25 protein-coding genes and 2 tRNA genes are annotated in these 25,606 nt (G+C 63.8%); 10 read left to right on the top strand and 17 right to left on the bottom strand.

Annotated elements, in window-relative coordinates:
- Positions 1 to 173: 173 nt before the first annotated feature.
- From CR105_RS00450 to CR105_RS00470, 5 genes are all read left to right on the top strand, one after another.
- Positions 174 to 2,303, top strand: coding sequence for a S9 family peptidase (locus CR105_RS00450; RefSeq protein ID WP_099786468.1), 2,130 nt, complete (start codon positions 174 to 176; stop codon positions 2,301 to 2,303).
- Positions 2,304 to 2,415: 112 nt separating this feature from the next.
- Positions 2,416 to 2,491: transfer RNA gene (locus CR105_RS00455), tRNA-Val, on the top strand.
- A gap of 45 nt (positions 2,492 to 2,536) precedes the next feature.
- Positions 2,537 to 2,613 (top strand) — tRNA-Asp (locus CR105_RS00460).
- A gap of 107 nt (positions 2,614 to 2,720) precedes the next feature.
- A complete protein-coding gene (locus tag CR105_RS00465; protein WP_131501999.1) occupies positions 2,721 to 3,779 on the top strand; it encodes a hypothetical protein in 1,059 nt (352 codons plus the stop codon).
- Positions 3,770 to 4,405 (top strand): ABC transporter ATP-binding protein, encoded by a 636-nt coding sequence (locus tag CR105_RS00470; RefSeq protein WP_099786470.1) that lies wholly within the window; start codon positions 3,770 to 3,772, stop codon positions 4,403 to 4,405. The genes CR105_RS00465 and CR105_RS00470 overlap by 10 nt, the downstream gene beginning before the upstream one ends.
- A 21-nt stretch (positions 4,406 to 4,426) precedes the next feature.
- Here CR105_RS00470 and CR105_RS00475 read toward each other — a convergent pair whose 3' ends face one another.
- From CR105_RS00475 to CR105_RS00535, 13 genes are all read right to left on the bottom strand, one after another.
- Positions 4,427 to 5,332: a DUF2145 domain-containing protein gene (locus CR105_RS00475; RefSeq protein WP_099786471.1), complete on the bottom strand. Its 906-nt coding sequence runs from the start codon at positions 5,330 to 5,332 to the stop codon at positions 4,427 to 4,429.
- On the bottom strand, positions 5,329 to 5,781 hold the full coding sequence (locus CR105_RS00480) for a hypothetical protein (protein WP_099786472.1): 453 nt from the start codon (positions 5,779 to 5,781) through the stop codon (positions 5,329 to 5,331). The genes CR105_RS00475 and CR105_RS00480 overlap by 4 nt, the downstream gene beginning before the upstream one ends.
- Positions 5,782 to 5,915: 134 nt before the next feature.
- Positions 5,916 to 7,079 carry a GGDEF domain-containing protein gene (locus CR105_RS00485; RefSeq protein WP_099786885.1) on the bottom strand — a complete coding sequence of 388 codons (1,164 nt, stop codon included), beginning with the start codon at positions 7,077 to 7,079 and terminating at the stop codon, positions 5,916 to 5,918.
- 255 nt (positions 7,080 to 7,334) lie between these two features.
- The gene (locus CR105_RS00490) at positions 7,335 to 9,623 is read right to left on the bottom strand and encodes a YgiQ family radical SAM protein (protein WP_099786473.1); all 2,289 of its coding nucleotides are present in this window, start codon (positions 9,621 to 9,623) and stop codon (positions 7,335 to 7,337) included.
- A 151-nt stretch (positions 9,624 to 9,774) separates the two neighbouring features.
- Positions 9,775 to 10,077: a DUF4404 family protein gene (locus CR105_RS00495; RefSeq protein WP_099786474.1), complete on the bottom strand. Its 303-nt coding sequence runs from the start codon at positions 10,075 to 10,077 to the stop codon at positions 9,775 to 9,777.
- 12 nt (positions 10,078 to 10,089) lie between these two features.
- Complete coding sequence (locus tag CR105_RS00500; RefSeq protein ID WP_099786475.1) at positions 10,090 to 10,302, bottom strand: VF530 family protein; 213 nt, start codon at positions 10,300 to 10,302, stop codon at positions 10,090 to 10,092.
- A gap of 116 nt (positions 10,303 to 10,418) precedes the next feature.
- Complete coding sequence (locus CR105_RS00505) at positions 10,419 to 12,554, bottom strand: M3 family metallopeptidase (RefSeq protein WP_099786476.1); 2,136 nt, start codon at positions 12,552 to 12,554, stop codon at positions 10,419 to 10,421.
- A 93-nt stretch (positions 12,555 to 12,647) separates the two neighbouring features.
- Positions 12,648 to 14,783: a M3 family metallopeptidase gene (locus tag CR105_RS00510; RefSeq protein ID WP_099786477.1), complete on the bottom strand. Its 2,136-nt coding sequence runs from the start codon at positions 14,781 to 14,783 to the stop codon at positions 12,648 to 12,650.
- A gap of 103 nt (positions 14,784 to 14,886) precedes the next feature.
- Positions 14,887 to 15,462 (bottom strand): TMEM175 family protein, encoded by a 576-nt coding sequence (locus CR105_RS00515; protein ID WP_099786478.1) that lies wholly within the window; start codon positions 15,460 to 15,462, stop codon positions 14,887 to 14,889.
- Positions 15,463 to 15,598: 136 nt separating this feature from the next.
- Entirely contained in the window at positions 15,599 to 15,997 is a 399-nt protein-coding gene (locus CR105_RS00520) for a hypothetical protein (RefSeq protein ID WP_099786479.1), read from the bottom strand.
- A 342-nt stretch (positions 15,998 to 16,339) separates the two neighbouring features.
- Entirely contained in the window at positions 16,340 to 16,546 is a 207-nt protein-coding gene (locus CR105_RS00525) for a DUF7661 family protein (protein ID WP_099786480.1), read from the bottom strand.
- 337 nt (positions 16,547 to 16,883) lie between these two features.
- The gene (locus tag CR105_RS00530) at positions 16,884 to 17,273 is read right to left on the bottom strand and encodes a nuclear transport factor 2 family protein (RefSeq protein WP_229413527.1); all 390 of its coding nucleotides are present in this window, start codon (positions 17,271 to 17,273) and stop codon (positions 16,884 to 16,886) included.
- Between the two features lie 75 nt (positions 17,274 to 17,348).
- The gene (locus CR105_RS00535; protein ID WP_099786481.1) at positions 17,349 to 17,702 is read right to left on the bottom strand and encodes a translation initiation factor Sui1; all 354 of its coding nucleotides are present in this window, start codon (positions 17,700 to 17,702) and stop codon (positions 17,349 to 17,351) included.
- A gap of 154 nt (positions 17,703 to 17,856) precedes the next feature.
- Here CR105_RS00535 and CR105_RS00540 point away from each other — a divergent pair, with 154 nt between their 5' ends.
- Complete coding sequence (locus CR105_RS00540; protein ID WP_099786482.1) at positions 17,857 to 18,390, top strand: hypothetical protein; 534 nt, start codon at positions 17,857 to 17,859, stop codon at positions 18,388 to 18,390.
- On the opposite strand, the gene CR105_RS00545 is transcribed toward CR105_RS00540, so the two are convergent.
- A complete protein-coding gene (locus CR105_RS00545; RefSeq protein WP_099786483.1) occupies positions 18,391 to 19,365 on the bottom strand; it encodes an NAD-dependent epimerase/dehydratase family protein in 975 nt (324 codons plus the stop codon).
- 106 nt (positions 19,366 to 19,471) lie between these two features.
- On the opposite strand from CR105_RS00545, the gene CR105_RS00550 reads away from it, so the two are divergent.
- Positions 19,472 to 20,389, top strand: coding sequence for a LysR family transcriptional regulator (locus CR105_RS00550; protein ID WP_099786484.1), 918 nt, complete (start codon positions 19,472 to 19,474; stop codon positions 20,387 to 20,389).
- On the opposite strand, the gene CR105_RS00555 is transcribed toward CR105_RS00550, so the two are convergent.
- Together CR105_RS00555 and CR105_RS00560 are read right to left on the bottom strand one after the other, a co-directional pair.
- On the bottom strand, positions 20,364 to 21,272 hold the full coding sequence (locus tag CR105_RS00555; RefSeq protein ID WP_099786485.1) for a polysaccharide deacetylase family protein: 909 nt from the start codon (positions 21,270 to 21,272) through the stop codon (positions 20,364 to 20,366). The genes CR105_RS00550 and CR105_RS00555 overlap by 26 nt on opposite strands.
- 50 nt (positions 21,273 to 21,322) lie before the next feature.
- Positions 21,323 to 21,526 carry a SlyX family protein gene (locus tag CR105_RS00560; RefSeq protein WP_099786486.1) on the bottom strand — a complete coding sequence of 68 codons (204 nt, stop codon included), beginning with the start codon at positions 21,524 to 21,526 and terminating at the stop codon, positions 21,323 to 21,325.
- 125 nt (positions 21,527 to 21,651) lie between these two features.
- Between CR105_RS00560 and CR105_RS00565 the strand changes: the two genes are divergently transcribed.
- Entirely contained in the window at positions 21,652 to 21,903 is a 252-nt protein-coding gene (locus tag CR105_RS00565; protein WP_099786487.1) for a hypothetical protein, read from the top strand.
- A gap of 77 nt (positions 21,904 to 21,980) precedes the next feature.
- On the opposite strand, the gene CR105_RS00570 is transcribed toward CR105_RS00565, so the two are convergent.
- Entirely contained in the window at positions 21,981 to 24,050 is a 2,070-nt protein-coding gene (locus CR105_RS00570; RefSeq protein ID WP_099786488.1) for a UvrD-helicase domain-containing protein, read from the bottom strand.
- Between the two features lie 88 nt (positions 24,051 to 24,138).
- Here CR105_RS00570 and modA point away from each other — a divergent pair, with 88 nt between their 5' ends.
- Entirely contained in the window at positions 24,139 to 24,912 is a 774-nt protein-coding gene (gene modA / locus CR105_RS00575; protein ID WP_099786489.1) for a molybdate ABC transporter substrate-binding protein, read from the top strand.
- Entirely contained in the window at positions 24,905 to 25,603 is a 699-nt protein-coding gene (gene modB / locus CR105_RS00580; RefSeq protein WP_218968641.1) for a molybdate ABC transporter permease subunit, read from the top strand. The genes modA and modB overlap by 8 nt, the downstream gene beginning before the upstream one ends.
- Positions 25,604 to 25,606: the final 3 nt, after the last annotated feature.

A 25,606-nucleotide genomic window follows, 5' to 3' on the forward strand; every position in this document is an offset into this window, starting at 1 on the left:
TTGGGATGTCTTTACATTGCCAGACTCAGATGGCCGCTATTTTCGAACAGGCAACCCATGAGGTGCAAGGACTTTATCTAGACGAAAGATTCGCAAACAACACTATTTTTCCATCGCTGGCCTTGCGGCGCGCGATATGATAACGATCACAACAACTCTTTCCAGGAGCGTACGTGTCCCACCCGACCATCTCGACCATTTCAACCATCTTCGCCGCCCTCGCGCTCGCCGCCGGTGGCGCCGGCGCTGCCGACACCCCCGTCGCGCCGGTCGCCGCCAAGGCTGCCTGGCAGGAAACGCGCCACGGCGAGGTTGTCACCGACGACTACCGCTGGCTGCAAAAGAAGGAAAACGCGGACGTCATTGCCCACCTGAATGCCGAAAATGCCTACACCGACGCGATGACGGCCGCCATCGCGCCGCTGTCGAACAAGTTGTACGCCGAGATCAAGGGACGCATGCAGGAGATCGACCTGTCGGTGCCGACCCGCAGGGGCGACTACTACTATTACAACCGCCTCGAAGCGGGCAAGCAGTACCAGATCATCTGCCGCCGCCCGGCCGGCGCCAAGATGGCCTACGACCCGGCCGCGCCGGAGGAAATCCTGCTCGACCAGAACAAGATGGCCGAGGGACATCAGTACTTCGCCGTGGGCAGCGTGCTGGTCAGCCCGGACGGCCGGCTGCTCGCGTATGCCACCGACACCACCGGCTTTCGCCAGTACACGCTGTTCGTCAAGGATCTGAAGAGCGGCCAGCTGCTGCCCGACAGCGCGCCGCGCGTGCAAAGCGCGGCATGGGCGGCCGACAACCAGACCCTGTTCTTCGTGCAGGAAGACGCTACCACCAAGCGCGGCGACCGCCTGCTGCGCATGAAGCTGGGCAGCGCGCCGGTGCAGGTATACCACGAGCCGGTCGAGCAGTTCGCCCTGCAGGTGGCCGCCACACGCGACAAGCAATTCATCCGGCTCGACATCGGCGCCACCGACACCAGCGAAGTTCGACTGCTGCCAGCCGGCCAGCCGCAGGGCGAGTTCGTTTCGCTGGGCCGCGAAAAGGGTCACCGCTACCGCGTCGACCACCGCGACGGCGAGCTGTTCATCACGACCAACAAGGACGCCAAGAACTTCCGCGTGGTAACCGCGCCGGCCAGCGCGCCGCAGCAGCAGAACTGGAAGCCGCTGCTGCGCCATGATGGCAAGGTACTGGTGCAAAACGTCGAAGCGTTCCGCGACTACCTGGTGGTCAGCGAAAAGACGCATGCCCTGAACCGCATGCGCATCTACGACTTTGGCAAGAAGACCTGGAAGAGCGTGAAGTTCGACGACCCGGTGTACCTGGCGCGCGGCGCCGGCACACCTGAATTTTCCGCCGGCGCCTACCGCGTGTCGTACCAGTCGCCGGTGACGCCGCCGACGGTGCTCGACGTCGACATGGCCACTGGCGCGCGCACCGTGCTCAAGCGCGAAGAAGTGGTCGGCGGCCATGATCCGAAGCGCTACGTCACGCGCCGCATGTGGGTCACCGCGCGCGACGGCGTCAAGGTGCCGCTGTGGGCGGTGTACCGCAAGGGCACGCGCTTCGACGGCAAGGCGCCGCTGCTGCTGTATTCGTACGGCTCATACGGCTATTCGACCGAGGCGACGTTCGCCAGCAAGCGCATCAGCCTGCTCGAGCGCGGCGTCATCTACGTGCAGGCGCACATCCGCGGCGGCACCGACATGGGCGAGCACTGGCACGAGGACGGCATGCTGATGAAAAAGAAGAACACCTTCAACGACTTCATCGACAGCGCCGAATTTCTGGTGAAGAACAAATGGACGTCGCCGGACCGCCTGATCATCGAAGGCGGCAGCGCCGGCGGCCTGCTGATGGGCGCGGTTGTGAACATGCGTCCGGACCTGTTTCGCGCGGTGCACGCGGCGGTGCCGTTCGTCGACGTGATGAACACGATGATGGACGCGTCACTGCCGCTGACGACCGGCGAGTACCTCGAATGGGGCGACCCGAACCAGAAGGCGGCGTACGACTACATGCGCAGCTACTCGCCGTACGACAATATCGAGCGCAAGAAGTACCCGGCGATGCTCGTCACGACCGGCCTGAACGACAGCCAGGTGATGTACTGGGAGCCGGCCAAGTACGTGGCCAAGCTGCGCGCGCACAAGACCGACAGCAATCCGCTGCTGCTCAAAACCAACATGGGCGCTGGACACGGCGGCGCGTCGGGGCGTTATGACGCCATTCGCGAGGGGGCATTCCAGATGGCGTGGATGCTGTCGCAGTGGGGGATAGTCGAATAAAAAAGCGCGGGCCGAACAAAAAGGCCTTGCGCGCTGTGAAATTACTAGATATGATTCGGGCCTCTTAAGACGTGGTGACAAACGTCTGAAGCAGATCTGATTAGAAGTGTGCGGGCGCTTAGCTCAGTTGGTAGAGCGGAGCCCTTACAAGGCTTAGGTCGGGAGTTCGAGCCTCTCAGCGCCCACCAAATCAGAGACTGATTCATGATCAGCGGTACCGATCAGAGTAATACGGAGTGGTAGTTCAGTTGGTTAGAATACCGGCCTGTCACGTCGGGGGTCGCGGGTTCGAGTCCCGTCCGCTCCGCCAGCATTGAAGATAAGGGCCCGATTCGTCGGGCCCTTTTTCTATTGTGGATTTCACCGCATATGCACGTCGTCGTGCAATCAGATCGGCACACCTTGGCCCACGCATACGTGACGTTTCGGATTCGCCTGGCGCGCCACGCGCTGGCCGACTTCATCGCCAGCTTCAAAAGCTCCGGCGAGATCGTCGTACTGGTATTCGGCCAGGTACTGATCGGCCTGTTCGCGCTGATCGCGATGCCGCCGATGGCCGCCAGCGCCCTCCCCTTTTATCAATCGATTCCGCTGCTGTTCGCGCACGGCGTCGCCATGAGCGCGCCGCTGTTCCTGCTGCGCCGGCGCGTGCTGCCGCAGGACGTGGTGCACGCGATGCATCCATTGCCGATCCCGCGCCGCACAGCGCTGGCGGCCGATGCGCTGGTGGCCGCCATGTTGGCAGGACCGCTCGCGCTGGCATACGCGGTGTCCGCCGCGATCTGGATGCTCCAAGGCCCCGAATGGCTGCTTGCCGAACGCGCCTTGCCCGCGACCGCTTTCTCTTTCGCCGTCACCTGCGCCTTTTCGGGCGCGATGCTGAACCTGCGCGCGCGCGGCCCGCGTCCAAGCCCGCCGCCGCGCCGGCTCGCCGCTACCTCTTTCGGCGAACCGTGGCGTCCGCGCACCGTGTATCTCTGGCACCGCTTGTTCTGGCTGCCTTTCTGGCGCGGCGATAACGTCATCGGATGGCAGCAGTCGTTGCTGCTGCTTGGCGCAGTCGGCAGCGCGCTGGCATGGACGATGGCGCCGGCCGGCATCCCGCGCGCAGTACTCGACCTGGCCACCAGCGCCGCACTAATTCTGCTGGCCGACCGCGGCGACAAAGCAGTGCGCGAACAGCTTGGCGTGGTGCGCCCGATTATGGCGGCCTGGCCGTTGCGGCGGCGCGCGCTGGAACTGGGCGCGCGCGCGTTCACGCTGGCACCGGTGCTGCTGGCGCTCACGCTGTTGTTCGGCGCCGGACTGGCCGTCGGCATCTGGGACCGGACGGCGGGACGTGTGTATCTCACGCTGGCCGTGGTGGCGCCCTTGCTGCTGGTGGCGATCCCCCGCTTCAACCCGCGCGCGCGGGTCGGACTGGTGGTCGCGTCGATCGTCATACTCACTGCGGTAGGAAGCGAAATATGGAACTGAAGGTGGAGGGACTGCGTTTTCACTTCGACACGCGGCCGGTGTTTGCCGGCTTTTCGGTCGCGCTGGCGCCGGGCATCACCTGGCTGCGCGGAGCCAACGGCAAGGGCAAGACGACTTTGCTGAAGCTGCTGGCGGGCGCGCTGGCGCCGGCGGCCGGCAGTATCGCGATGAACGGCGTGGACAGCGCGCGGGCGCCGCTGGCATACCGGCTCTCCAGCTTCTACTGCGGCGGCGAGAGCCCCGACCTGCCGTGGCTGACGGTGACGGAGTGGATCGACCTGCACCTGGCGCTGTATCCGGCCACGCGCGGGCAGGCGCTCAAGGCGCAGCTGGCGGCGTTCGGGATCATGGACGTGCTGTCGCAGGCGCTCACCACGCTGTCGCTGGGCCAGCACAAGAAGCTGCAGCTGGCGCTCGCGCTGGCGTTGCCGGTGACGCTGCTGTTGATCGACGAACCGTTTAACGGGTTGGACGCGGCCGGCATGGCCTATCTGCGCGAGGAGTTGGAACAGCGCGCGGCGGCCAGAGAAACGTGCATCGTGCTGACCAGCCACCTGGATCCGCAGCTAAGTGTGGCGTGCGTGCTTGATCTGGATACGTACGTCTGGCCAGGGGTCAGGACTTGAGCTGGTCAGACCGCTAGAACCCTAATCCAGCGGCACCACGCGGTCGCCCTCGCCCGGCTTGCAGCCTTCGGCGATCGGCGTCCAGCCGCGGTGCACGACAACCTGGCGGCCATCGTGGCATAGCTCGATGCGCTCGCTGCCGGCCACCCGCTCGCGCACAAACGCTTCCACCGTGGTCGGCAAGCTCACGCGCAGCAGCATGGCGTCGCGATCTTCCGCCGGATGGTCGTCAAGGTGCAGAAACGGCACGAAAGCTGCAGCCATCATCAGCAAGCGCGAACCGACTGCGATCGGCTCCGGCTCGTACTGCACCAGCCGCAGCCAGTCCTGCGCACGCGAGCGCAAACCGTCGCCGGCGGCCAGGTCACCCCACGCCACGGCCAGCATCTCCATCACCCACTGGTTGCAGTTCTGGTAAAGCACGCTGAACGCATACGCATTCGCGCTGTAGTCGGCCGCCACCAGGTCGAGCACGCGCGGCGTATCGAGCGCGGCCTGACGCAACGTTGCGCCAGCAACGGCCGGCAGCCGCACGATCGACACGTAGCCAAGCGCGGGATTGTCGATGCCCATCGCGAAGCCGGCCACGCCCTGGTCGAAGATGCGCGGGCGCCGCTCGTCGCAAGCGTAGTACAGCTGGCGCGCCGACCAGACGCCGGCGCCATCGCGCGAGGCGACCGCGGTATGGGAGTAACGAATCTGAAAGCGCGACAGGTCAAGGCCGGAGCGGCTCACCAGTGCGGCGTCGCCGCCATCCTGGCCAAGCTCCTCGCGCACGACCGCGGCAAAGCGCAGCAGCTTGTCTTGCTGGCTGGCCGTCAGCGGCTGCGTACGGTCGCAAAACGCCGGCGACAATGTGCCGGAGGACGCCTGCGCGCCGCCGGCGGCAATCAAGCCTGCCAGCGCCAGCAGTGCGGCAAATTTCACAACGCGACTTTGCGCGGCGCCAGTTCGTTGTAGATCTTGTCTTCGAGCACGAGGAAGAATGCCTGGCGCGTGTCGGCGCGGGCGAACTCGATGCCGTACGAACGGTTCTGCGCGTGGATCATGTCGCCGCGCGTCAGCCCCTGGGCGGCGAACACGGCCTGCGGCAGGTCGAGCACGATGCGCTGCTGCGGATCGCCCGCCTGCATGGCAACGCGGGTACTGCCGGCGCGCCCCGGGGTCTGGTCGATGTCGATGATCTGGTAGTTGCCGTCGGCACGGCGGTTGTCGCCGGTCGAACTGTTGCTCGATCCCTGGAACGAGTCGGACACGCTGCCGCTGGAGGCCGAACCGGCGGACGACGCCGACGAGGTGAAGCTGCCGCCGTGCGCATGCACGGCGACGCCGAGGGCGGCGGCGAGGAGGGCGCCGCGCAGGGTGTGAGACGTCATGGAAAATCCTTGGTCGAAATGGTGGGCGGCGCTAACTGCGCGTGAATACTGAAGAATATAACAGGCTGCGCGGCAGAGCGCGACCCTCAGCGGCCAATCGGCGCGCCGCCGCTGTGGCATCGGCGCCGCATCGGTCAGCAGGCTACGTGCAGGCTTGGCGCGCCGATCTCCACGCGGTCGCGCCCGGCGCTTTTGGCCGCGTACAGCGCGTGATCGGCGCGCGCCAGCGCCGAGTTGATATGCTCGTTGGGGCCGATCACCACCACGCCGATGCTCACCGTCATCGTGTACTGGTTGCCGCTGGTGGGCAGCACGGCCGCCGACACCGCGCTGCGCAGCCGCTCTGCGGCCTGCTTGGCGCCTTCGAGGTCGGTGCCCGGCAGCACCAGCGCAAATTCCTCGCCACCGAGCCGGCCCATGATGTCGTGCTCGCGCAAGGCAGTGCGGGCGGTGTCGGCGAACACGCACAGCGCTTCGTCGCCGGTGGCATGGCCGAAGCGGTCGTTGAGCTTCTTGAAGTGGTCGATGTCGATCATCATCAGCGAGATCGGGCTGCGCAGGCGTGCCGCCAGCAGGCGCGCGCTGTCGGTACGCTCGAAGAAGGCGCGGCGGTTCACCAGGCCCGTCAGGCTGTCGGTGGTGGCCAGCAGCGCCATCGTGCGGTCGTCGTCCTCCTTGCACAGCAGCAGGAAGCCGAAGCTGTTGACGATCATCAGCAGGAAACCGGCGACGAACGTCATGCTGTTGACCAACCCCGGCGTGAACATCGTCATCTGGCCTTGCACCATGCCGGTGTAGCCGCGCAGGCTGATGGCGCAGAAGAAGATCAGGTCGTTGACACCGATCAAGCGTCGCAACAGCGAATAGCTCTTGTCGGGACGCAACAGAATCCACGCCATGGCGCCGGTGTAGAGCGCGATGATGATCGACATCAGCACCATCGCCTGGTTGCTCGACGCCCCACCGTAGCGGGCGCTATGAAAGATCAACATCGCCAGCAGCGTGCACGGCACCAGCACCGGCTTCCAGCCAGCGAAGCGGAAGAAAATGCAATACGCGGCCAGTTCGAGGGCGGTGCCGACTATCATGGCGGTATTGGCGAACAGCGGCACGACAAAGTAAGGCAGGTCGGGATACAGCCAGCCGAGCAAGTGGGCGCAACCGAGCACCACCTTGGCCCAGGCCCACACGCGCAGCGCCGGGGGCATGGGGGCCGAACGCGCATAGCCAGCCACCAGCATGGCGAAGCCAATATTGCCGATGGCGAGCACCAGCATAAAGGTCCTGATATCGATCACTGCCATTCCTCGTGGGTGGGGCGAGCCTGTTGCTAATTTTTTGGCAACAACGGGGCCGTTGGACTGCACGAATCGTGGGTGCGATCCGACGCTGAGACAGATGCATAAATCATACCATGTGTTTCCGTAAAGAACTATATCACACGGAATTTGGAAGGGGTGTTTTGATTTAGTGCGGGAATTCTAATTTTGACCCGGGTCACGGCGAAAACGGCATATCGCGCGCCGGGCGTTGCACCCGGCGCGAGTTGGCACTTACTTGCGGCCGGCGCGGCCTTTTTGCTGCGGCGCCGCGGCGGCCTTCGGCTTGGTCTTGATGGTCGCCAGGATCGACGGCCGCACCTTTGACTCGGGAGCGATGAACGGCGTCGGCGCAATCGTCCGCGCGCTGACGCGCTTGGGCGCCGCGGCGAACTTGTCGAGCGTGCCGGCGCCCGACGTCTGGCGCTTGCGCTCGCCGGCGGCCAGGCCGCCGTCTTCGGACGCCTGCCAGCTCGGCACCAGGTGCTTGTCGCCATTGCCGATCAGGTCGCCACGGCCCATCTTGACCAGCGTCTCGCGCAGGATCGGCCAGTTGGCCGGGTCCTGGTAGCGCAGGAACGCCTTGTGCGCGCGCCGCACCTTGCCGCTCTTGGCAGTCTCGACCACTTCGGAATCGGCCGTCACTTTCTTCAGCGGATTCTTGCGCGAGTGGTACATCGTCGTCGCCATCGCCATCGGCGTCGGCATGAAGGTCTGCACCTGGTCGAGCTTGAAGTTGTTCTTCTTCAGCCACAGCGCCAGGTTCAGCATGTCCTCGTCCGTCGTGCCAGGGTGGGCGGCGATGAAGTAAGGAATCAGGTACTGCTTCTTGCCCGCTTCGAGCGAAAACTTGTCGAACATCGCCTTGAACTCGTCGTAGGCGCCGATGCCCGGCTTCATCATCTTCGACAAGGTGCCTTCTTCGGTGTGCTCCGGCGCGATTTTCAGCAGGCCGCCGACGTGGTGGGTCACCAGCTCCTTGACGTACTCGGGCGAACGCACCGCCAGGTCGTAGCGCAGCCCCGAGCTGATCAGCACTTTCTTGATGCCCGGAATGGCGCGCGCCTTGCGATACAGCGAGATGAGCTTGCTGTGATCGGTGCCGAGGTTGACGCAGATGGTCGGGTACACGCACGACAGGCGGCGGCACGATTCCTCGATCGTCTTTTCCTTGCAGGCCAGGCGATACATATTGGCGGTCGGGCCGCCCATGTCGGAAATGGTGCCGGTGAAACCTTTTGTCTTGTCGCGGATGTGTTCGATCTCGCGCAGGATCGACGGCTCGCTGCGGCTCTGGATGATGCGCCCTTCGTGCTCGGTGATCGAGCAGAAGGTGCAGCCGCCGAAGCAGCCGCGCATGATGTTGACCGAGAAGCGGATCATGTCCCACGCGGGAATTTTCGCCTTGCCGTAGCTCGGGTGCGGCGCGCGCGCGTAGTTCATGTCATACACGCCGTCCATCTCGTCCATGGCCAGCGGCAACGGCGGCGGGTTGAGCCAGACGTCGCGTTCGCCGTGCGCCTGCACCATCGCGCGCGCGTTGCCGGGATTGCTTTCCAGGTGGAACACGCGTGAGGCGTGCGCGTACATCACCGGGTCGTCCTTGACGACGTCGTAGGCCGGCAGGCGCACCACGGTCTTGTCGTGCTTTTCCTTGGCCAGCGCCAGGCGCTCTTCGCGCGACATGATGCGGATCGGCTTGATCACGTCCGGCGCGGCGGCGGCGTTGTCGGTGGCGCAGGCTGTCTTGTCTTCCTGGGCCATCGCGTATGGATCGTGATGGGCGTCGACCTTGCCGGGCACGTCCACGCGCGTCGAGTTCGCCACGCTCCAGTCGTCGCCCGGCAGCCAGCCGGCGGGCGCCATGAAGGCGGTGCCGCGCAGGTCGCGGATGTCGCGGATGTTTTCGCCGGCCGCCAGGCGGTTGGTCAGGTCGACCAGCGCGCGCTCGGCGTTACCGAACAGCAGCAGATCGGCCTTCGAATCGGGCAGCACCGAGCGGCGCACCTTGTCGGACCAGTAATCATAATGGGCGATGCGGCGCAGGGACGCCTCGATCGAGCCGATGATGACCGGCACGTCGGGGTAGGCTTCGCGGGCGCGCTGGGCGTACACGGTGACGGTGCGGTCGGGCCGCTTGTTCGGCTCGCCGTTGGGCGTGTAGGCGTCGTCGGAGCGGATCTTGCGGTCGGCCGTGTAGCGGTTGACCATCGAGTCCATGTTGCCGGCGGTGACGCCGAAATACAGGTTCGGCTTGCCGAGCGCGCGAAACGGCTCGGCCGACAGCCAGTCCGGCTGGGCGATGATGCCGACCCGATAGCCCTGCGCCTCGAGCAGGCGGCCGACCAGCGCCATGCCGAAGCTCGGGTGGTCGATATAGGCGTCGCCGGTGACGAGGATGACATCGCACGAATCCCAGCCGAGCGCGTCCATTTCGGCGCGGGACATCGGCAGAAAAGGCGCAGAGGCAGCGCGGCTAGACCGCTTCGGGACGGTCGCAAACAGGTTGATTGGGGAGCTCATTGGGCAGCATTGTACCGGAAAACGCCGGTGAAAGCCGCGAGGCAGGCAGTTTCCCTTGCCAACCTGTGAACAAAAACGCTTATTTTTCAATAACTTGCGGGTCCGGGGTCTGACCCCGGAGGGTCAGCCCCCGGTTTTGACGGTGGCCCGACTAGATGCCCATGTTGGCCAGGATGGTGCCCAGCTCGCGCAGCGCCGGCTCCAGGCGCGGGTGCTTGGCGGCGAACTTGGCGGTGATTTCCTGCGAGCGCTCGGCCAGGCCGTAGGTCGTGGTTTCTTCCTCAGCTTCGACGCCGGCGTCTTCGGCCATGCGGCGATCGAGCAAGGTCTTGATGTCGCCGTCCAGCTGGCGCAGCAAGTCTTTCAGTTCCGCATCCACCTCGCCCGTGCTGGCCAGGTCGGCGTGCAGGGTCTTCAGATGCTGCTTCAGGTTCGATGCGTTTTCGTTCAACATGGTCGTCTCGCTTTATGGGGTGAACTGCGTCTGCAGGTATAACTCTTCGACCTTGGTGCGGGCCCACGGCGTCTTGCGCAGAAACTTCAGGCTCGACTTGATGCTCGGGTCGCTGACGAAGCAGTTGATGTCGATGCGCTTGCCGAGCTGGTCCCAGCCGTAGTGGTCGACCAGGCGCGTCAGGATTGCTTCTAAGGTGATGCCGTGTAATTCCTGAACACTCATTGCGGCGGAGTTTCCTTGGGTTGTTGTGAGAAAGTATATACCGAAGCAGCAGCCAACTGGTGTTCACAAAGATGGGGTCCCCGCCTGCGCCAGGCCCCCATTTCGCGCAAACCGAATCAGTTCGCCGTCAGCCCGCGCTTTTCGAGCAGCGGCTCGATCTTCGCTTCGCGGCCGCGGAAGCCGCGGTACATTTCCATCGCATCCATCGTGCCGCCGCGCGCGAGCAGCTTCTTGCGGAAGTGGTCGCCATTCTTGCGCGTCAGCCCGCCGTTTTCCTTGAACCATTCGACGGTGTCGGCGTCGAGCTTCTCGGCCCACAGGTAGCCGTAGTAGCCGGCCGAGTAGCCGCCGGAGAACACGTGCGAGAAATAGGTGCTGCGGTAGCGCGTCGGCACCGGCCCGAAATCGACGCCGGCTTCCTTCAGCGCGGCCGCTTCGAACGCGAGCACGTCCGTCGGCACCTGGTTCACGCCGACCTGGTGCCAGCGCTGGTCAAGGATCGACGCGGCCAGGTACTCGGTGGTGCGGAAGCCTTCGTTGAACTTCTTGGCTGCCAGCACCTTGTCGAGCAGTTCCTGCGGCATCGGCGCGCCGGTCTGGTAATGCTTGGCGTAGTTGCGCAGCACTTCCGGCCACACCGCCCACATTTCGTTGACCTGCGACGGGAACTCGACGAAGTCGCGCGGCACGCGGGTGCCGGAGAAGCGCGGATACTTCACGTCGGAAAACATGCCGTGCAGCGCGTGGCCGAATTCGTGGAACAAGGTGCGCAGCTCGTCATACGTCAGCAAGGTCGGCTCGCCGGCGCTCGGCTTCGGAATGTTGAGGTGGTTGCCGATCACCGGATGGGTGCCCAGCAGGCGCGACTGGCCGACGTAGGCATTCATCCACGCGCCGCCGCGCTTGTTGCCGCGCGCGTACATGTCGGCAATGAAAATGGCGAGCTGCTTGCCGTTGGCATCGAACACGTCGAACACGCGCACGTCCGGATCGTACACCGGCAGGTCCTTGCGCTCCTTGAACGACAGGCCGTACAGCTTGCCGGCGGCGAAGAACACGCCGTCGGTCAGCACGCTGTTGAGTTCGAAGTACGGGCGCAGCTGCGCCTCGTCGAAGTTGAAGCGCGCCGCGCGCACCTTGTCGCTGTAGAACGACCAGTCCTGGGCGGCGACCTGGAAGCCGCCCTTGTCGGCATCGATCACCTTCTGGATCTCGGCCGCTTCCTTGCGCGCGTTGGCCACCGCCGGCTTGGCGAATTCGCCGAGCAGCTTGTTGACGGCGCCGGTGTCGCGCGCGGTCTGGTCTTCCAGCACGTAGGCGGCGTGGCTCGGGTAGCCGAGCAGCGCAGCGCGTTGGGCGCGCAGCGTGGCCAGCTTGACGATGATGGCGCGGTTGTCGAAATCGCCGCCCTTGCTGCCGCGGCCGAGCGATGCTTCGAGCAGGCGCTGGCGCGTGGTGCGGTTGGTCAACACGGCCAACGATGCCTGGCCGCTGGTGTTGACGACTGGCACGACGAACTTGCCGGCGAGGCCGCGCTTGGCCGCTTCGGCGGCCGCGGCGTCGATCGCCTTTTCGGTCATGCCGGCCAGTTCGGCGCGGGTGTCGACCACCAGCGCGGACGCGTTCGCTTCCTTCAGCACGTTCTGGCTGAACGTTGTCTGCAGGCTAGCCAGTTCGGCGTTGAACGCCTTCAGCTTGTCCTTGTCGGCGGCCGACAGGCGCGCGCCGGCACGGACGAAGTCGGTGTTGTAGCGCTCCAGCAGGTGCAGCGACTCGGCGTCGAGGCCCAGCTTGGCGCGCTTGTCGTGCAGCGTCTTGATGCGCGCGAACAGCTTCGGGTTCAGGCGGATGGCGTCGCTGTGGGCGGCCTGTTTCGGCGCCAGGTCGCGGTCGAGCGCCTGCATCGTCTCGTTGGTGTTGGCGCCGGACAGGTTGCCGAACACGCTGCTCACGCGCGACAGCAACTGGCCGGAACGCTCCATCGCAACAATCGTGTTTTCAAACGTGGCCGGCTTTGGATTGTTGGCGATCGCGGCGATTTCCAGTGCATGGACGCGCATGCCTTCGGCGAAGGCCGGGGCGAAGTCTGCGTTCTTGATCTTGTCGAAGGCGGGATACTGGAATGGCAGCGGGCTTTGCTTGGCGAACGGGTTGCTGGCGTCAAAGGCGGCAACGGGGGCGGCTGCGGGGGCGGCGACGGCGAAAGGTGTTGCCAGTGCGGTAGCGATCAGCAGGAGTTGTGGTCGGGTCATGGTTTTTTCTTGGCTAATTTGGTGTGGTAGGCCCCCCCTGCGCGGGAACGACTCCTCGCGCGGGCGGGGGCCCCATTCTGTTGCTTAGTGTGTTTACTGGGCCGTCAGGCCGCGGCGCTCGAGCAGCGGCCCTATCTTCGCATCGCGACCGCGGAACGAGTGGAACATGTCCATCGCATCCATCGTGCCGCCGCGCGACAGCAGCGTCTTGCGGAAGTGGTCGCCGTTCTTGCGCGTCAGGCCGCCGTTTTCCTTGAACCACTCGACCGTGTCGGCGTCGAGCTTTTCGCTCCACAGGTAGGCGTAGTACCCGGCCGAATAGCCGCCGGAGAAACTGTGCGAGAAGTACGTCGTGCGGTAGCGCGGCGGCACCGGCGCGAAGTCGATGCCGGCTTCCTTCAGCGCGGCCGCTTCAAAGCTGAGCACGTCGGTCGGCACCTGCGCCGGCGTCAGCTGGTGCCAGCGCTGGTCGATCAGCGAAGCGGCCAGGTACTCGGTCGTCATGAAGCCCTGGTTGAATTTCTTCGCGGCGACGACCTTGTCGAGCAACTCCTTCGGCATCGGCGCGCCGGTCTTGTAGTGGCGGGCGTAGTTGGCCAGCACTTCCGGCCACAGCGCCCACATTTCGTTGACCTGCGACGGATACTCGACGAAGTCGCGCGGCACGTTGGTGCCGGAAAAGCGCGGGTACTTCACGTTCGAGAACATGCCGTGCAGCGCGTGGCCGAACTCGTGGAAGGTGGTCTTGACTTCATCGTAGGTCAGCAAAGTCGGTTCGCCCGCCGGCGGCTTCGGAATGTTGAGGTGATTGGCCACCACCGAGCGCGTGCCCATCAGGCCCGACTGCGACACGTATTCGTTCATCCACGCGCCGCCCTGCTTGTTGCTGCGCGCGTACATGTCGGCCAGGAAAATAGCCAGCTGCTTGCCGTTCGCATCGAACACATCGAACACGCGTACGTCCGGGTTGTACACCGGCAGGTCCTTGCGCTCCTTGAAGGTCAGGCCGTACAGCTTGCCTGCGGCGAAGAAGACGCCCTTCTCGAGCACATTGTTCAGCTCGAAATAAGGTTTCAGCTGGTTCTCGTCGAAGTTGAACTGCGCCGCGCGCACCTTGTCGGTGTACAGGTCCCAGTCCGCCGCCGAAATCTGGAAGGTGCCCTTGTCGGCAGCGATCATCTTCTGGATTTCGGACGCTTCCTTGCGGGCATTGGTGACGGCCGGCTTGGCCAGCTCGGCCAGCAGCTTGTTGACCGCGCCGGTGGTCTTGGCGGTCTGGTCTTCGAGCGAATAGGCGGCGTAGTTCGGATAGCCGAGCAGGGCCGCGCGTTCAGCGCGCAGCTTGGCCAGGCGGGTGACGACAGTGCGGTTGTCGAACTCGCCGCCGCGGCTGCCGCGCGCCATCGACGCCGCCATCAGGCGCTCGCGCACCGCGCGGTTGGTCAGCAGCGCGGTTGGCGGCTGGCCGGTGGTGTTGATCAGCGCGACGACAAACTTGCCGTCCATGCCGCGCTTTTTCGCTTCGGCCGCGGCGGCGTCGATGGCCGCCTCCGACATGCCGGCCAGCTCGGCGCGGGTGTCGACGACCAGCGCCGACGCATTGATTTCTTTCAGCACGTTTTGGGTGAACGTCGTCTGCAAGGTGGCGATTTCGCCGTTGAACGCTTTAAGCTTGATCTTGTCGGCAGCGGAGAGCTTGGCGCCGGCGCGGACGAAGTCCTTGTTGTAGCGTTCCAGCAGGTAGGCCGATTCGGCATCGAGGCCGAGCTTGGCGCGCTTGTCGTACAGCGACTTGACGCGCTGATACAGCTTGGGATTGAGGAAGATGGCGTCGTTGTGCGCGGCCAGCTTCGGCGACATTTCACGGTCGATCTCGTCGAGCTTGTCGTTGGTGTTGGCGCCCTGCAGGTTGGCGAACGTCGCCGCCACGCGCGTGAGCAACTGGCCCGAACGCTCCATCGCGACGATCGTGTTGTCGAACGTTGCCGGCTTCGGATTGTTGGCGATGCCGTCGATCTCGCGCAGTTGCTCGCGCATGCCCGCGGCGTAGGCCGGCAAGAAATGCTCGTCCTTGATCTTGTCGAAGGCCGGGTAATGGAACGGCAACGTGCTCAGTTTGGCAAACGGGTTCGACGCTTCCAGCGCGGCCACAGGGGCGGCCGGCGCGGCAAACACGGGTTGGATGAAGGCGAGACTGGCGGCAACGATCAGCAGGTGTGGACGGTTCATGGCATCTTTCACGGGCGCTTGGGGACGCTGCCGCTCGGTAAGCGGCAGCACATGTGTTCGTGATGATATCAGGATGACCTGGCGGCGTCACTGCGGCGAAGCGTCAGTGTTTCAGGCGGCTTTCGATGCGGCTGTCGGGGATCAGCCACATGATGGCCACACATATGTAGGTGGCAAAGCCGAGCATCGGATGCAGCAGCGACAGGCCGATGCCGAGTATGTACAGCACGATCGAGATCAAGCCTTTGCGGTCGCTGCCGATTGCCTCGGCCAACGCGGCGTTTTCCTTGTGATGCGCAATCAGGCTGCGCGCCAGGATGGCGTAGGCGATCGCGCACATCAGCAGCACGACGCCGTAGGCGGCGACGGGCATGGTTTCGAAATGGTTCTCGCCCATCCAGCCGCTGACGAAGGGCAGCAGCGACAGCCAGAACAGCAGGTGCAGGTTGGCCCACAGCACGCGCCCGCTCACTTGCTGCACCATGTGCAGCATGTGGTGGTGATTGTTCCAGTAGATGCCGACATAGATGAAGCTGAGGATGTAGCTGCCGAGGATCGGCAGCAGCGGCAGCAGCACGTCGAAGCCGGCGCCGTGCGGCACTTTTAGTTCGAGCACCATGATGGTGATGATGATGGCGATCACGCCGTCGCTGAACGCTTCAAGTCGATTTTTGCCCATTGATTATTTCCTCCGTTCGTACACCAAGCGCCAAAAGGGCATAGCCGGTTTCCGGCGGCGCAGTTTAGATAGACACGTCTTGTACGTGCATTTTGTTCTCATACTCGTCTAGTTGACCAATGCATGGCAACGCTTCTCATTGAAAGCGTTCGTTCCCAATTTCTGGAACCGCGGGCAGCCCTGCGCTCTTGATTGCCAACCTCAATTTTTCGCATCGGGCCAATGTCGCGTGCTTTCCATCGGCATCCGATGCGTTGACTCCCCACCTGATGGCCAAAATGCTCTTTTTTGGAAGCGCCTTAAGTGCTGCCAACAGTTCTTGTTCGGACTGATATTTCGCGCCGTTCAATTCATAGTCCATCGGCGAGACGGATATCCAGATAATCGAACGCGCAAGTTCGCTATACGATATTGGACGCCCGTCCTTGTCGACAATGACATTGGGCGCACGAAGGAACAGTGCCCACAACGCGATTCCCAGCATGGAAAACAGGAATACCACGATCAATGAACCGATGATCCATTGGCGCAGCATCTCAATTACCTAACTGAGGGATGCATTGGAAGGCCAGGTCCTGCAGGCCCAAATAAAATGGGTAACTTCGCCCCGCGCCAAATCGAGCAGGACAATTCCTGCGAATTGCCACATAAGATAATTTTTTCATTAGTTGATCTGTCGTCAGGCCGACCAGCTTAATCGCTCGTCTCGGTGCGCTAATTATAATGTTAAGCCGAGCAGAGATCCGATAGCATATCGCTTGCGTCCGGAGGCGGAAAATCTGAGACACGGAATCTTAGCTTTCATGCAGCTGTCCGTGTCGAAGGCATCGGAGGAAAGCCAGTCAGCAAAGTCATGGGTATGTGCGGACATGAAGACCTAGACGCGCTCAACGCGTTGGCCGGGGCCGGCCAACTCATGATAAATGTCGTCCAGATAGATCCCGATTTCCTCAGCTTCCATCGTCGAAGGAATAACGATCTCATTCACCCGCGCACGTTTCCCAGGTGCGGGGTGATAAACCACCCAACCATCGTTCTCGCGCCGCACATCAAGTTGAAAACGGCCGTAGATATTGAAAATCATAATGCGCTCCAGGCGATTGTCACTAGCGAATTCCCGCCAACATTTGGTCGACCTATGCAAGCTTAGCAGTGCCCGTTGACAATGGCGGCAGATTGCACCCGGCCGGTAGCCTGAGGTTACCAGGAATTGTCGTCTGATTTGCCCCGATCATCAGTTGAATAAGCGCCGCTTTAGATCCGAGACCTTCTACTTTCAACTTTACGTTACCAAACCGTGGTGGAATCGCTGGGATCGAACCGTCTGGCCCAACCTTCAAAATACGGTCCACATGGGAGACGCAGCACCAGTCGATAGCGCGAACAGAAAATTTATTGCGCCGCCGGGCTTGAGCGCCGTCTCATGTCGCGACGACGTGGCTGCTGTGGCCCGCAAGCACTTCCCACCCGGCGCTCGTTGAATGGCGCCAGACCCGCGTGTACCGAAGATCGGCGGCAAAGGGCCCCTCGTCGTACGTGCCCGTCATCTTCATGCGCACGGACACGACCGCCAATTGAGGCGTGGCGCTGATCTTCATTTCGGACGGTTGGAGGTGATCGAGTTTCAGCAGCCCGGAGCGGTGCGCGTCGAGGTCATCTGCTTTGCTGAGCACGCGGCCCATGTGATCGGTGAAGATAAGGTCGGCCGCTATCAGCTGGTCGAGCGCGTCGCAGTCGGCGGCCAGCATGGCGATGCGCAGGCGTTCTTCGAGTGCGACGATCTGATCGACAACGTGGGAAGGCATATGCATGCTGGACCTCTGCGAAGTGATCGATGGCCCTACGATAGCACAATCACCATGTTGCACGATTCATAACCACATAAACTATTTCGCATTGTGGCCTTGGGCTTTGAGTGCGGCGACGATCCGCTCGCAATGGTCGCCCTGCACCTCGATGACGCCGTCCTTGACGGTGCCGCCGGATCCGCAGGCGGTGCGCAGCTGCTTGCCCAGCACGGCGAGCGCGGCCGCGTCGATCGCCAGTCCCTTGACGACGGTGACGCTCTTGCCGCCGCGGCCCTTGGTCTGGCGCGATACGCGCACCACGCCATCGCCGGCCGGCGCCACGCCGGCCTTGCAGGCGCATGCCGTCAGCGCTTGCCGGCATTGCGGGCAGGTGCGGCCCAGCTCGGTGGAATAGACCAAACCGCTGCTGGCATTTTTTGGGTTATTTTTCATTTTTGGACTTGCTGAAGGAATGGCGCAGCTTAGCAGACGCTCGGGCGCACAAAAAAGCCCTTTGCCCCGCAGCGCCACAGCTCAGCCTGCCGTGCGCAGCTTTCCATGCGTAAAAGCTATGATTAAATCTTTCACAAGATATCGGAGCTATTCCATGCTGAAGTCCACCCTACGCCTTGCCACCACTGCCGTCCTGCTACTGGCGTCGATCGGCGCGTCCGCGCAACCTGCGACGACCAAGCCGCTTGAGATCGCGGGTGTGTATCAAGAGCAGGTCGGCCCTGCCGCTCGCTGCGCGTCCAAATTCGGCGGCACCATTGCCGGCCACGGCCAGAGCGCGCTGCTCGGCCGTGTCGCGTTTATCGCCACCGACTGCATCACGCCGCAGCCGCCGCTGTTCAATTTTAGCGAAGGCCGCTTCGTTGTCGTCACCGCGTCGGGCGACCAGATCTTCGCGACCTACAGCGGCCAGTTCGTACCGACCGGCGTTGGCGCCAACTACGTCTTCAGCGGCGCCACGTTCCAGATCACCGGCGGCAACGGGCAGTATGCCAAGGCCTCCGGCGGCGGTGCGTTGAACGGCACCCAGGACATGGCGACCGGCATGGGCACCCTCAAACTGACCGGACAGATCCGTCACGCCGAAGGCAAGGAATTCACCGAGCGGCAGCTGAATCGCTTTAACTGATCAACCTGGTCGTTGCGGCAGGCAGCCAAGGCCGGCCAGGGTGCGCTCGACAGCCACATCGAGCGGGGTGTGCGGCTCGGCCCCTAGCTCGGCAAGCAGCTTTGCGTTATCCAGTCGAAAGGGCTGCCTCCACAGGTAACGCATGTCGTACAACTCGCGCAGCGTTTCGTTGAACGGGCCGGCCAAACGGACCAGCCACCAGGGGAAGGTGTTCAAACTGGCGTGCAGGCCATGCCGTGCGGCCACGCGCTGCACGGCGCGTCCGATCGCGCTGCCGTCAGCGTCCCAATGACCGCCGAAGTGAAAGCGGGCAAACGGCTCGAGCGTGCCGTGCCGTTCCACCAGCGCGACCATGGCAGCGGCAACGTCGGGCAGGTAGGCCCACTGGTGGCCGACACCGGGAAGACCGGGATTCGCGATCCCCGTGACGGGGCGTCCAGGCTTGACCAGCCCTTGCGCAAACCAGCTGTTGCCCGATTGCGGCCCGAAATAGTCGCCGGCGCGCACCACCAGGGCGCGCCCTCCGCGCTGGCAATACGCTTCCAGTTCCGCCTCCATCTGGGCGCGCAATTTTCCTTTCTGCGTAGCGGGATTTTGCGGCGCATCTTCGCTTGCCGCGAGGGCGACATCGGGGCCGTAGTTGTACACCGTACCGGGCAGCAGCACGAGGGCGCCGGAAGCTTCGGCGGCCGCGATGGTATTTCTCAGCATCGGCAATACTTGCCCGCCCCAGTTTCGGTAGCCGGCCGGATTGACCGCATGGACGATCAATTCGCAGCCGCGTGCAGCGGCCAGGACGTCGCCGGCAATCATGGCGTCACCTTGCAGCCAGCTTATCGCGCCGGCAGCGTTGTCCGCGGCTGGCTTGCGCGAAAGTGCCTTTACCTGCCAGCCGGCGATCAGCAGTTGACGCGCCACTTCGCCTCCAATTCCACCATTTGCGCCCAGTACCAGCGCCGTCTTTTGCGTTTTCATATTTTCTCCTTGATTGACGATGTGGCCATACTGCGGCACGCTGCGGTTAAAATAAATTGCATGACATCGGTGTGCAGCTATTCATTTTTGTATAGCCGGAGGGTTGATGACGAACGAGTGGGAGCTCTACCGTAGCTTCTTGAGTGTGTTGCGCGAGGGCTCGCTGTCGGGCGCTGCGCGCGTGTTGGGCATGGCGCAACCGACCGTGGGACGCCATATTGCGGCGCTGGAACGGGCGCTCGGTCTCGCACTGTTCACACGGTCACAGACCGGCCTGCTCCCTACCGAGGCCGCGCAGGCGCTGCACCCGCATGCCGAGGCCATGGAGAGCACGGCGGCCGCGCTGGAGCGCACCGCCGCCAGCTACGGCGATGGCGTGCGCGGCGTCGTCCGGGTGACGGCGAGCGAAGTCATCGGCGTGGAAGTGATGCCGGCAGTAATCACAAGCTTGCGCCAGCAGTATCCTGAGCTGAAAGTTGAGCTGGTCCTGTCGAACCGCGTTCAGGACTTGCTGCATCGGGAAGCCGATATCGCCGTGCGCATGACGCAACCGAAGCAAGAACAGCTGGTGGCGCGCCGCGTTGGAACCGTCGAGCTAGGCCTGCACGCGAGCAGCGACTACCTGGCCCGCTGCGGCGAACCGGCCACTCTGGCCGACCTGTCGCGGCACACCTTGATCGGCTACGACCAGGTCAGCCCCTTCGTGCGGGCAGCGTTGCAGCGCTGGCCACAGTTCCAGCGCGAACGCGTTGCCCTGCGCACCGACAGCGACGTGGCCCAGCTGGCGCTGATTCGTGCCGGCGCCGGTATCGGCATCTGCCAGAACGCACTGGCACGCCGCAGCACCCCAGCGCTGGTCCGGCTGCTGCCGGCCGAATTTTCGATGCTGCTGGAAACCTGGGTGACGATGCACGAAGACTTGCGCGACAGCCCGCGTTGTCGCGTCACCTTCGATGCCCTGGTGCAGGCGCTGACCGCTCACACCGACAGCGAGGCGCCTACTTCGTCGACCGGGAATCGATAAGCTTCGGGTCCTTCAGCAAGTCCATTTCGTAGTCGCCATCATCGACCAGCCGCTCGCCGCCGGGGAACTTTCCCAGGCCCATCGTGCGGCCCATCGACAGCAGCAAACTCTGGCCGGGCGCCGCGCGCTCGGGCGCCAGCTGGTACACCGGGTCGGCGAATGCCGCCGCCGGCGTCGTGATGGTCCAGCCCATGTCGGTGAACTGGGCGATGATGTCGTCGAGCCACAGCGCGTTGACGAGGTTGTGATGCAGCAGCAAGACCTGGGCGATATCGCGGCCCTGCAACTGTTGCGACAAGGCGCGGTATGCCAGCGCGCGCTGTTTCACATGCGCCAGGTACAGCTGCCGCAGCGGCGCCAGCTCGGCTTGTGGGTTCTTGCTGAGCATGGCGCGCAGCTTGTCGTCGAAGCGCCAGTCGCTCGTGTCGAGGCTGACGTAGGCATTGCGATAGCCTTGCTGGCGCAGGAAGGCGCGCATGCCGTCGCGCTTTTCCGGCGTATTGCCTTCGCGCAGATAGGTGTAGCGGAACCACTTCTGATAGCCCGGCAAGGTGCGCACGATGGCGTCGCAATCGAGAATCTCCTGCTGGTACTGGGCCAGGCTGACCTTGGCGCCATGCAGGTCGGGATGGGTCATCGTGTGGTTGCCGAGCACATGGCCGGCTTGCCCCCAGGCTTTTGCCAACGCGTACCCTTCCGGGCGATTGGCGCCGTGGCCGGCGGTGACGAACAGTGCCGCTTGCACCTTGCGCCGCGCCAACGTGTCGAGAATGGCCTGGTTGCGCTGTTGCGCGGTCAGGCGCGGCGTCTCGCTCAACTGCGGACCGTCATCGAACGTGAATGCGACCGATTGCGCGAAGGCCGTGCCGGCCAGCGCCAGCATCGCCGCGGCGACTGCCAGACGTATCAGGGATCTACCCCTTGCCGCCCCGCTCAATAGTGGGGTGGTACGTCGTTGACCGGATTCGGACCCGACTGCGCATTGTTGCGGATGTGCTCGGCCAGCTGGCTGACCATCGCTTCGAGCTGGTCGATGCGGCGGCTCTGCTGGATGACCACATCGTTGAGCGACTCGACCATGTCTTCCTGGTGCGCCAGCTTGATTTCGATATCGACAAAACGGTCTTCGTTACTCACGGCCTACCCCTGGTGCAAAAGCTGCATTATGCCGGACGATTGGATTGACCGGCTGTGAGCGCTAACGCACGGACGCGCGTTTCATTCCAATGCAATATGTGCCGATGGAAACTTCTTCACTCCTTATGGACACCTCAGCCAACGATGCAGCCAGGCCAAACGCGCCCACGGTCGCGCCGTTGCGCGCGACCGGACGCCCGGATCACCTGACCGCGCAAAAAGTCGAGGTAGCAATCATTTTGCAGGCAATGCTGGGCACGCCCAGCGCCGCGGAATACCTGGCGACGAATGCCGTCGATCCGGCGGTGGTATCGCGCGTGCTGTATCAGCCGCAATTTCGCCGCGGCCGGCACGACGCACAAGGCGTGCGCTGCTAACCCACACGCCGCAGACATCGCCAACGCCGTACAGTCGCCGCAAATAACGTCATCCCCGCGTTCCGGTTTCCCCGTCGTCAGGTGGCCGGCGGTTTCGGCGTCGCCAGCAGCGCCTTCAAACTTGCCAGCCGGTCCTTCGGCGAAATCGTTTCCGCTTCGGTCGGCACGGCGTTGCCCACATCCAGCGCCATTTCCTTGATGAAGCGCGATGGGTCGCAATGCACCTGCTCGCCCGCGCGCTTGCGCTGCTTGCACCAGGTGATCTGCAAGGTGCGCTGGGCCCGCGTGATGCCGACGTACATCAGGCGCCGCTCTTCCTGCACCCGCGCGCCGATGGTTTCCACCGACGCATCCGGATCGCCCTTGTGCGGCAGAATTCCCTCTTCCACGCCGACCAGAAACACGTGCGGAAATTCCAGCCCTTTCGAGGCGTGCAAGGTCGACATGCGCACCGCGTCCGGCTCTTCGTCCTTGCCTTCCAACATCGTCATCAAGGCAACCATCTGGGTCAGCTCGAGCAGGTTCTTTTCCTCCCCCGACTTGTCCTTGCCACCGCAGCCGCGTTCCTTGAGCCAGTTGGTAAATTCGAGCACGTTGCTCCACTTGCCCTGCGCGGCACGGTCGTCGAAGCTGTCGTACAGATACGATTCGTAGTTGATTTCCTTCATCATGTCGTCGAGCACCGCGGCGGCATTCTCGCCGCTGCCGGACGGACCGGGCCGGCTGGCGCGTGACTCCAGATTATTGATGAAGTTGCAGAATTCGCGCAGCGGCAGCAGCTGGCGGTCGGCCAGCTTCGCTTCCAGGCCGCCCTTGAACACCGCCTCGAACAGCGAGCAGTTCCATTGCTTCGACAGCGCGCCCAGCACTTCCAGGGTAGCCATGCCGACGCCGCGCTTGGGCGTGGTCACCGCGCGGATGAAGGCCGGGTCGTCGTTCTCGTTGGCCACCAGGCGCAGGTAACTGATGATGTCCTTGATCTCGGCCTTGTCGAAAAAACTCTGGCCGCCGGAAATCGTGTACGGAATGCGTTCCTTGCGCAGCGACTGCTCGATGACCCGCGCCTGGTGGTTGCCGCGGTACAGAATCGCGTAGTCGGACCACTTGTTCTTGCGCTGGAAGCGGTCGGCCGAAATCATGATCGCCACCTGTTCGGCTTCCTGGTCGTCGTTCTGCATGCCGAGCACGCGGATCGGCTCGCCCAGGCCGTGCTCCGACCACAGCTTCTTGTCGAACAACTTCGGGTTGTTGCCGATCACCGCGTTGGCTGCCGTCAAAATCCGCGTCGTCGAGCGGTAGTTCTGCTCCAGCTTGATCACCCGCAGGTCGGGGAAATCGGTCTGCAAGGTCACCAGGTTTTCCACCGATGCGCCGCGCCAGGCATAGATCGCCTGGTCGTCGTCGCCCACCGCGGTAAACATCGGCTTCTTGTTGATGCCGGTGACGAGCAGCTTGACCAGCTCGTACTGGCAGGTGTTGGTGTCCTGGTACTCGTCCATCAGCAGATAGCGCAGGCGGCGCTGCCACTTGTCGCGGATCGCCTCGTTGTTGCGGAACAGCTCGACGGGCAGGCGGATCAGGTCGTCGAAGTCGACCGCCTGGTAAGCCGACAGCGTTGCCACGTAGCTGCGAAACACGCGCGCGGCCTGCGCCTCGTCCTCGTCGACGGCGTTGCGGATCGCGTCTTCCGGGTCGACCAGGCCGTTCTTCCACAGCGAAATGGCGTTCTGGATACGGCGGATCAGCTGCTTGTCGGTGGTGATCGCCAGGTCCTGCACCAGGCCGAAGCAGTCGTCGCTGTCCATGATCGAAAACTTGTCCTTGAGCCCGACGCCGTTCGCTTCCTGGCGCAAGATCTTGACGCCGAGCGAGTGGAAGGTCGACACCGTCAGCTGCTTGGCCTGCTTGGGCTGCTTGAGCAGCTTGGCGATGCGCTCCTGCATCTCCAGCGCGGCCTTGTTGGTGAAGGTCAGCGCGGCGATGGTGCGCGGATCGTAGCCGCGGTCCTCGATCAGGTGGGCGATTTTCTGCGTGATCACCCGTGTCTTGCCCGAGCCGGCGCCGGCCAGCACCAGGCAGGGGCCGTCCAGATAGATCACGGCTTCGCTCTGGGGAACGTTGAGGCCGAACTTGGGAGCAGTGGACATCGAGGGGAGCTTCTTTCGGGAAAACAGCCGGCCATTGTAACGCGTCGCCGCATCCGCTCGCCAGGCTGTTGCGCGGTAGAATAACAAGATGAAAAGACTGCTCCTGCTTCTGACACTGTTGCTCACGCTGCCGGCCCGCGCGGAAACGTTGCTGGTGGCAGCCGCGTCAGACCTGAGCTATTGCATCGACGAACTGGGCGCCGCCTTTTCAAAAGCGGTGCCGCAGGCGCAGCTGAAGGTGTCGACCGGCGCCTCGGGCAACTTCTTCGCGCAGATCCGCCATGGCGCGCCGTTCGAGGTGTTCCTGTCGGCCGACATGGACTATCCGGCCCAGCTGGCGCGCGACGGCGCCGCGGTCGCCGCCACCTTGACGCCGTACGCGGTCGGGCGCATCGTGCTGTGGACCCTGGACGCGCGCTTCGACGTGCAGCAGGGCATGCGCGTGTTCGACGACGCCCGCCTGACCCGCGTGGCGCTGGCCAATCCGGCCGTGGCGCCGTACGGCCGGGCCGCGAAGGCGGCGCTGGAAGCGGCCGGCAAATGGCCGGCGCTGCAGCCGAAACTGGTGATCGGCGAAAACATCGCGCAGGCGGTGCAGTTCGTCCAGACCGGCAACGCGCAGATCGGCATCGTCTCGCTCGCCAGCGTGGTGTCGCCGCGGCTGAAGGGCCTGGGCAGCTACTACCTGCTGCCGGAGGCGGGGATGGCGCCGATCGTGCAGGGCGCCGTCGTCACCGCGCAGGGCAGGAACAATCCGCTGGCGACGCGCTTCGTGCAGTTCCTGTCGACCCCTGGGGCGCGCGCGATCCTGCAGCGCCACGGCTTCGGCATGCCGCCCACTCCGGCAGCGCCGCGTGGCTGAGTGGTCGCTGCCGCCGGAACTGTGGAGCGCGATCTTCCTGACCGTGCGGCTGGCGCTCGTCACCTCGCTGGTGTTGCTGCTGGTGGGCATCCCGCTGGCCAACTGGCTCAACAACAGTCGCTGGCGCGGCATCATCTTTATCGAAACCCTGGTCAGCCTGCCGATCGTGCTGCCGCCGACGGTGATCGGCTTTTACTTGCTGATGGCGATGGCGCCGCAGCAGCCGGTGGGCGCGGCGTGGGTGTCGGTGTTCGGCCATCCGCTGCCGTTCTCGTTCGCCGGGCTGGTGGCCGGCTCGGTGGTGTACAGCCTGCCGTTCGCGGTGCAGCCGTTCCAGGCGGCGTTTCGCGGCGTCGGGCGCAACATGATCGACTCGGCGCTGGCGCTGGGGCTGACGAAGCGCCAGCTGTTCTGGTCGATCGTGATGCCGCTGTCGAAACACGGCATCCTGACCGGCGTGTCGCTCAGTTTCGCCCACACGATGGGCGAGTTCGGCGTCGTGCTGATGTTGGGCGGGAATATTCCGGGGCAGACGCGGGTAGCGTCGATCGCGCTGTACGACGAGGCGCAAAAGCTCAACTACGGCGCCGCCCACGCATACGCGCTGATCCTGCTGATCATCTCGTTCGCGATTCTGGTCGGCATCGCCTTCCTGCAGCGCAAGCAGCACGCCATCCTGCTGTCGAACTGACGT

Origin of the sequence: Massilia eurypsychrophila, from assembly GCF_002760655.1 — a bacterium.
In the GTDB taxonomy this organism is placed as follows: Bacteria; Pseudomonadota; Gammaproteobacteria; order Burkholderiales; family Burkholderiaceae_D; genus JAFCUW01.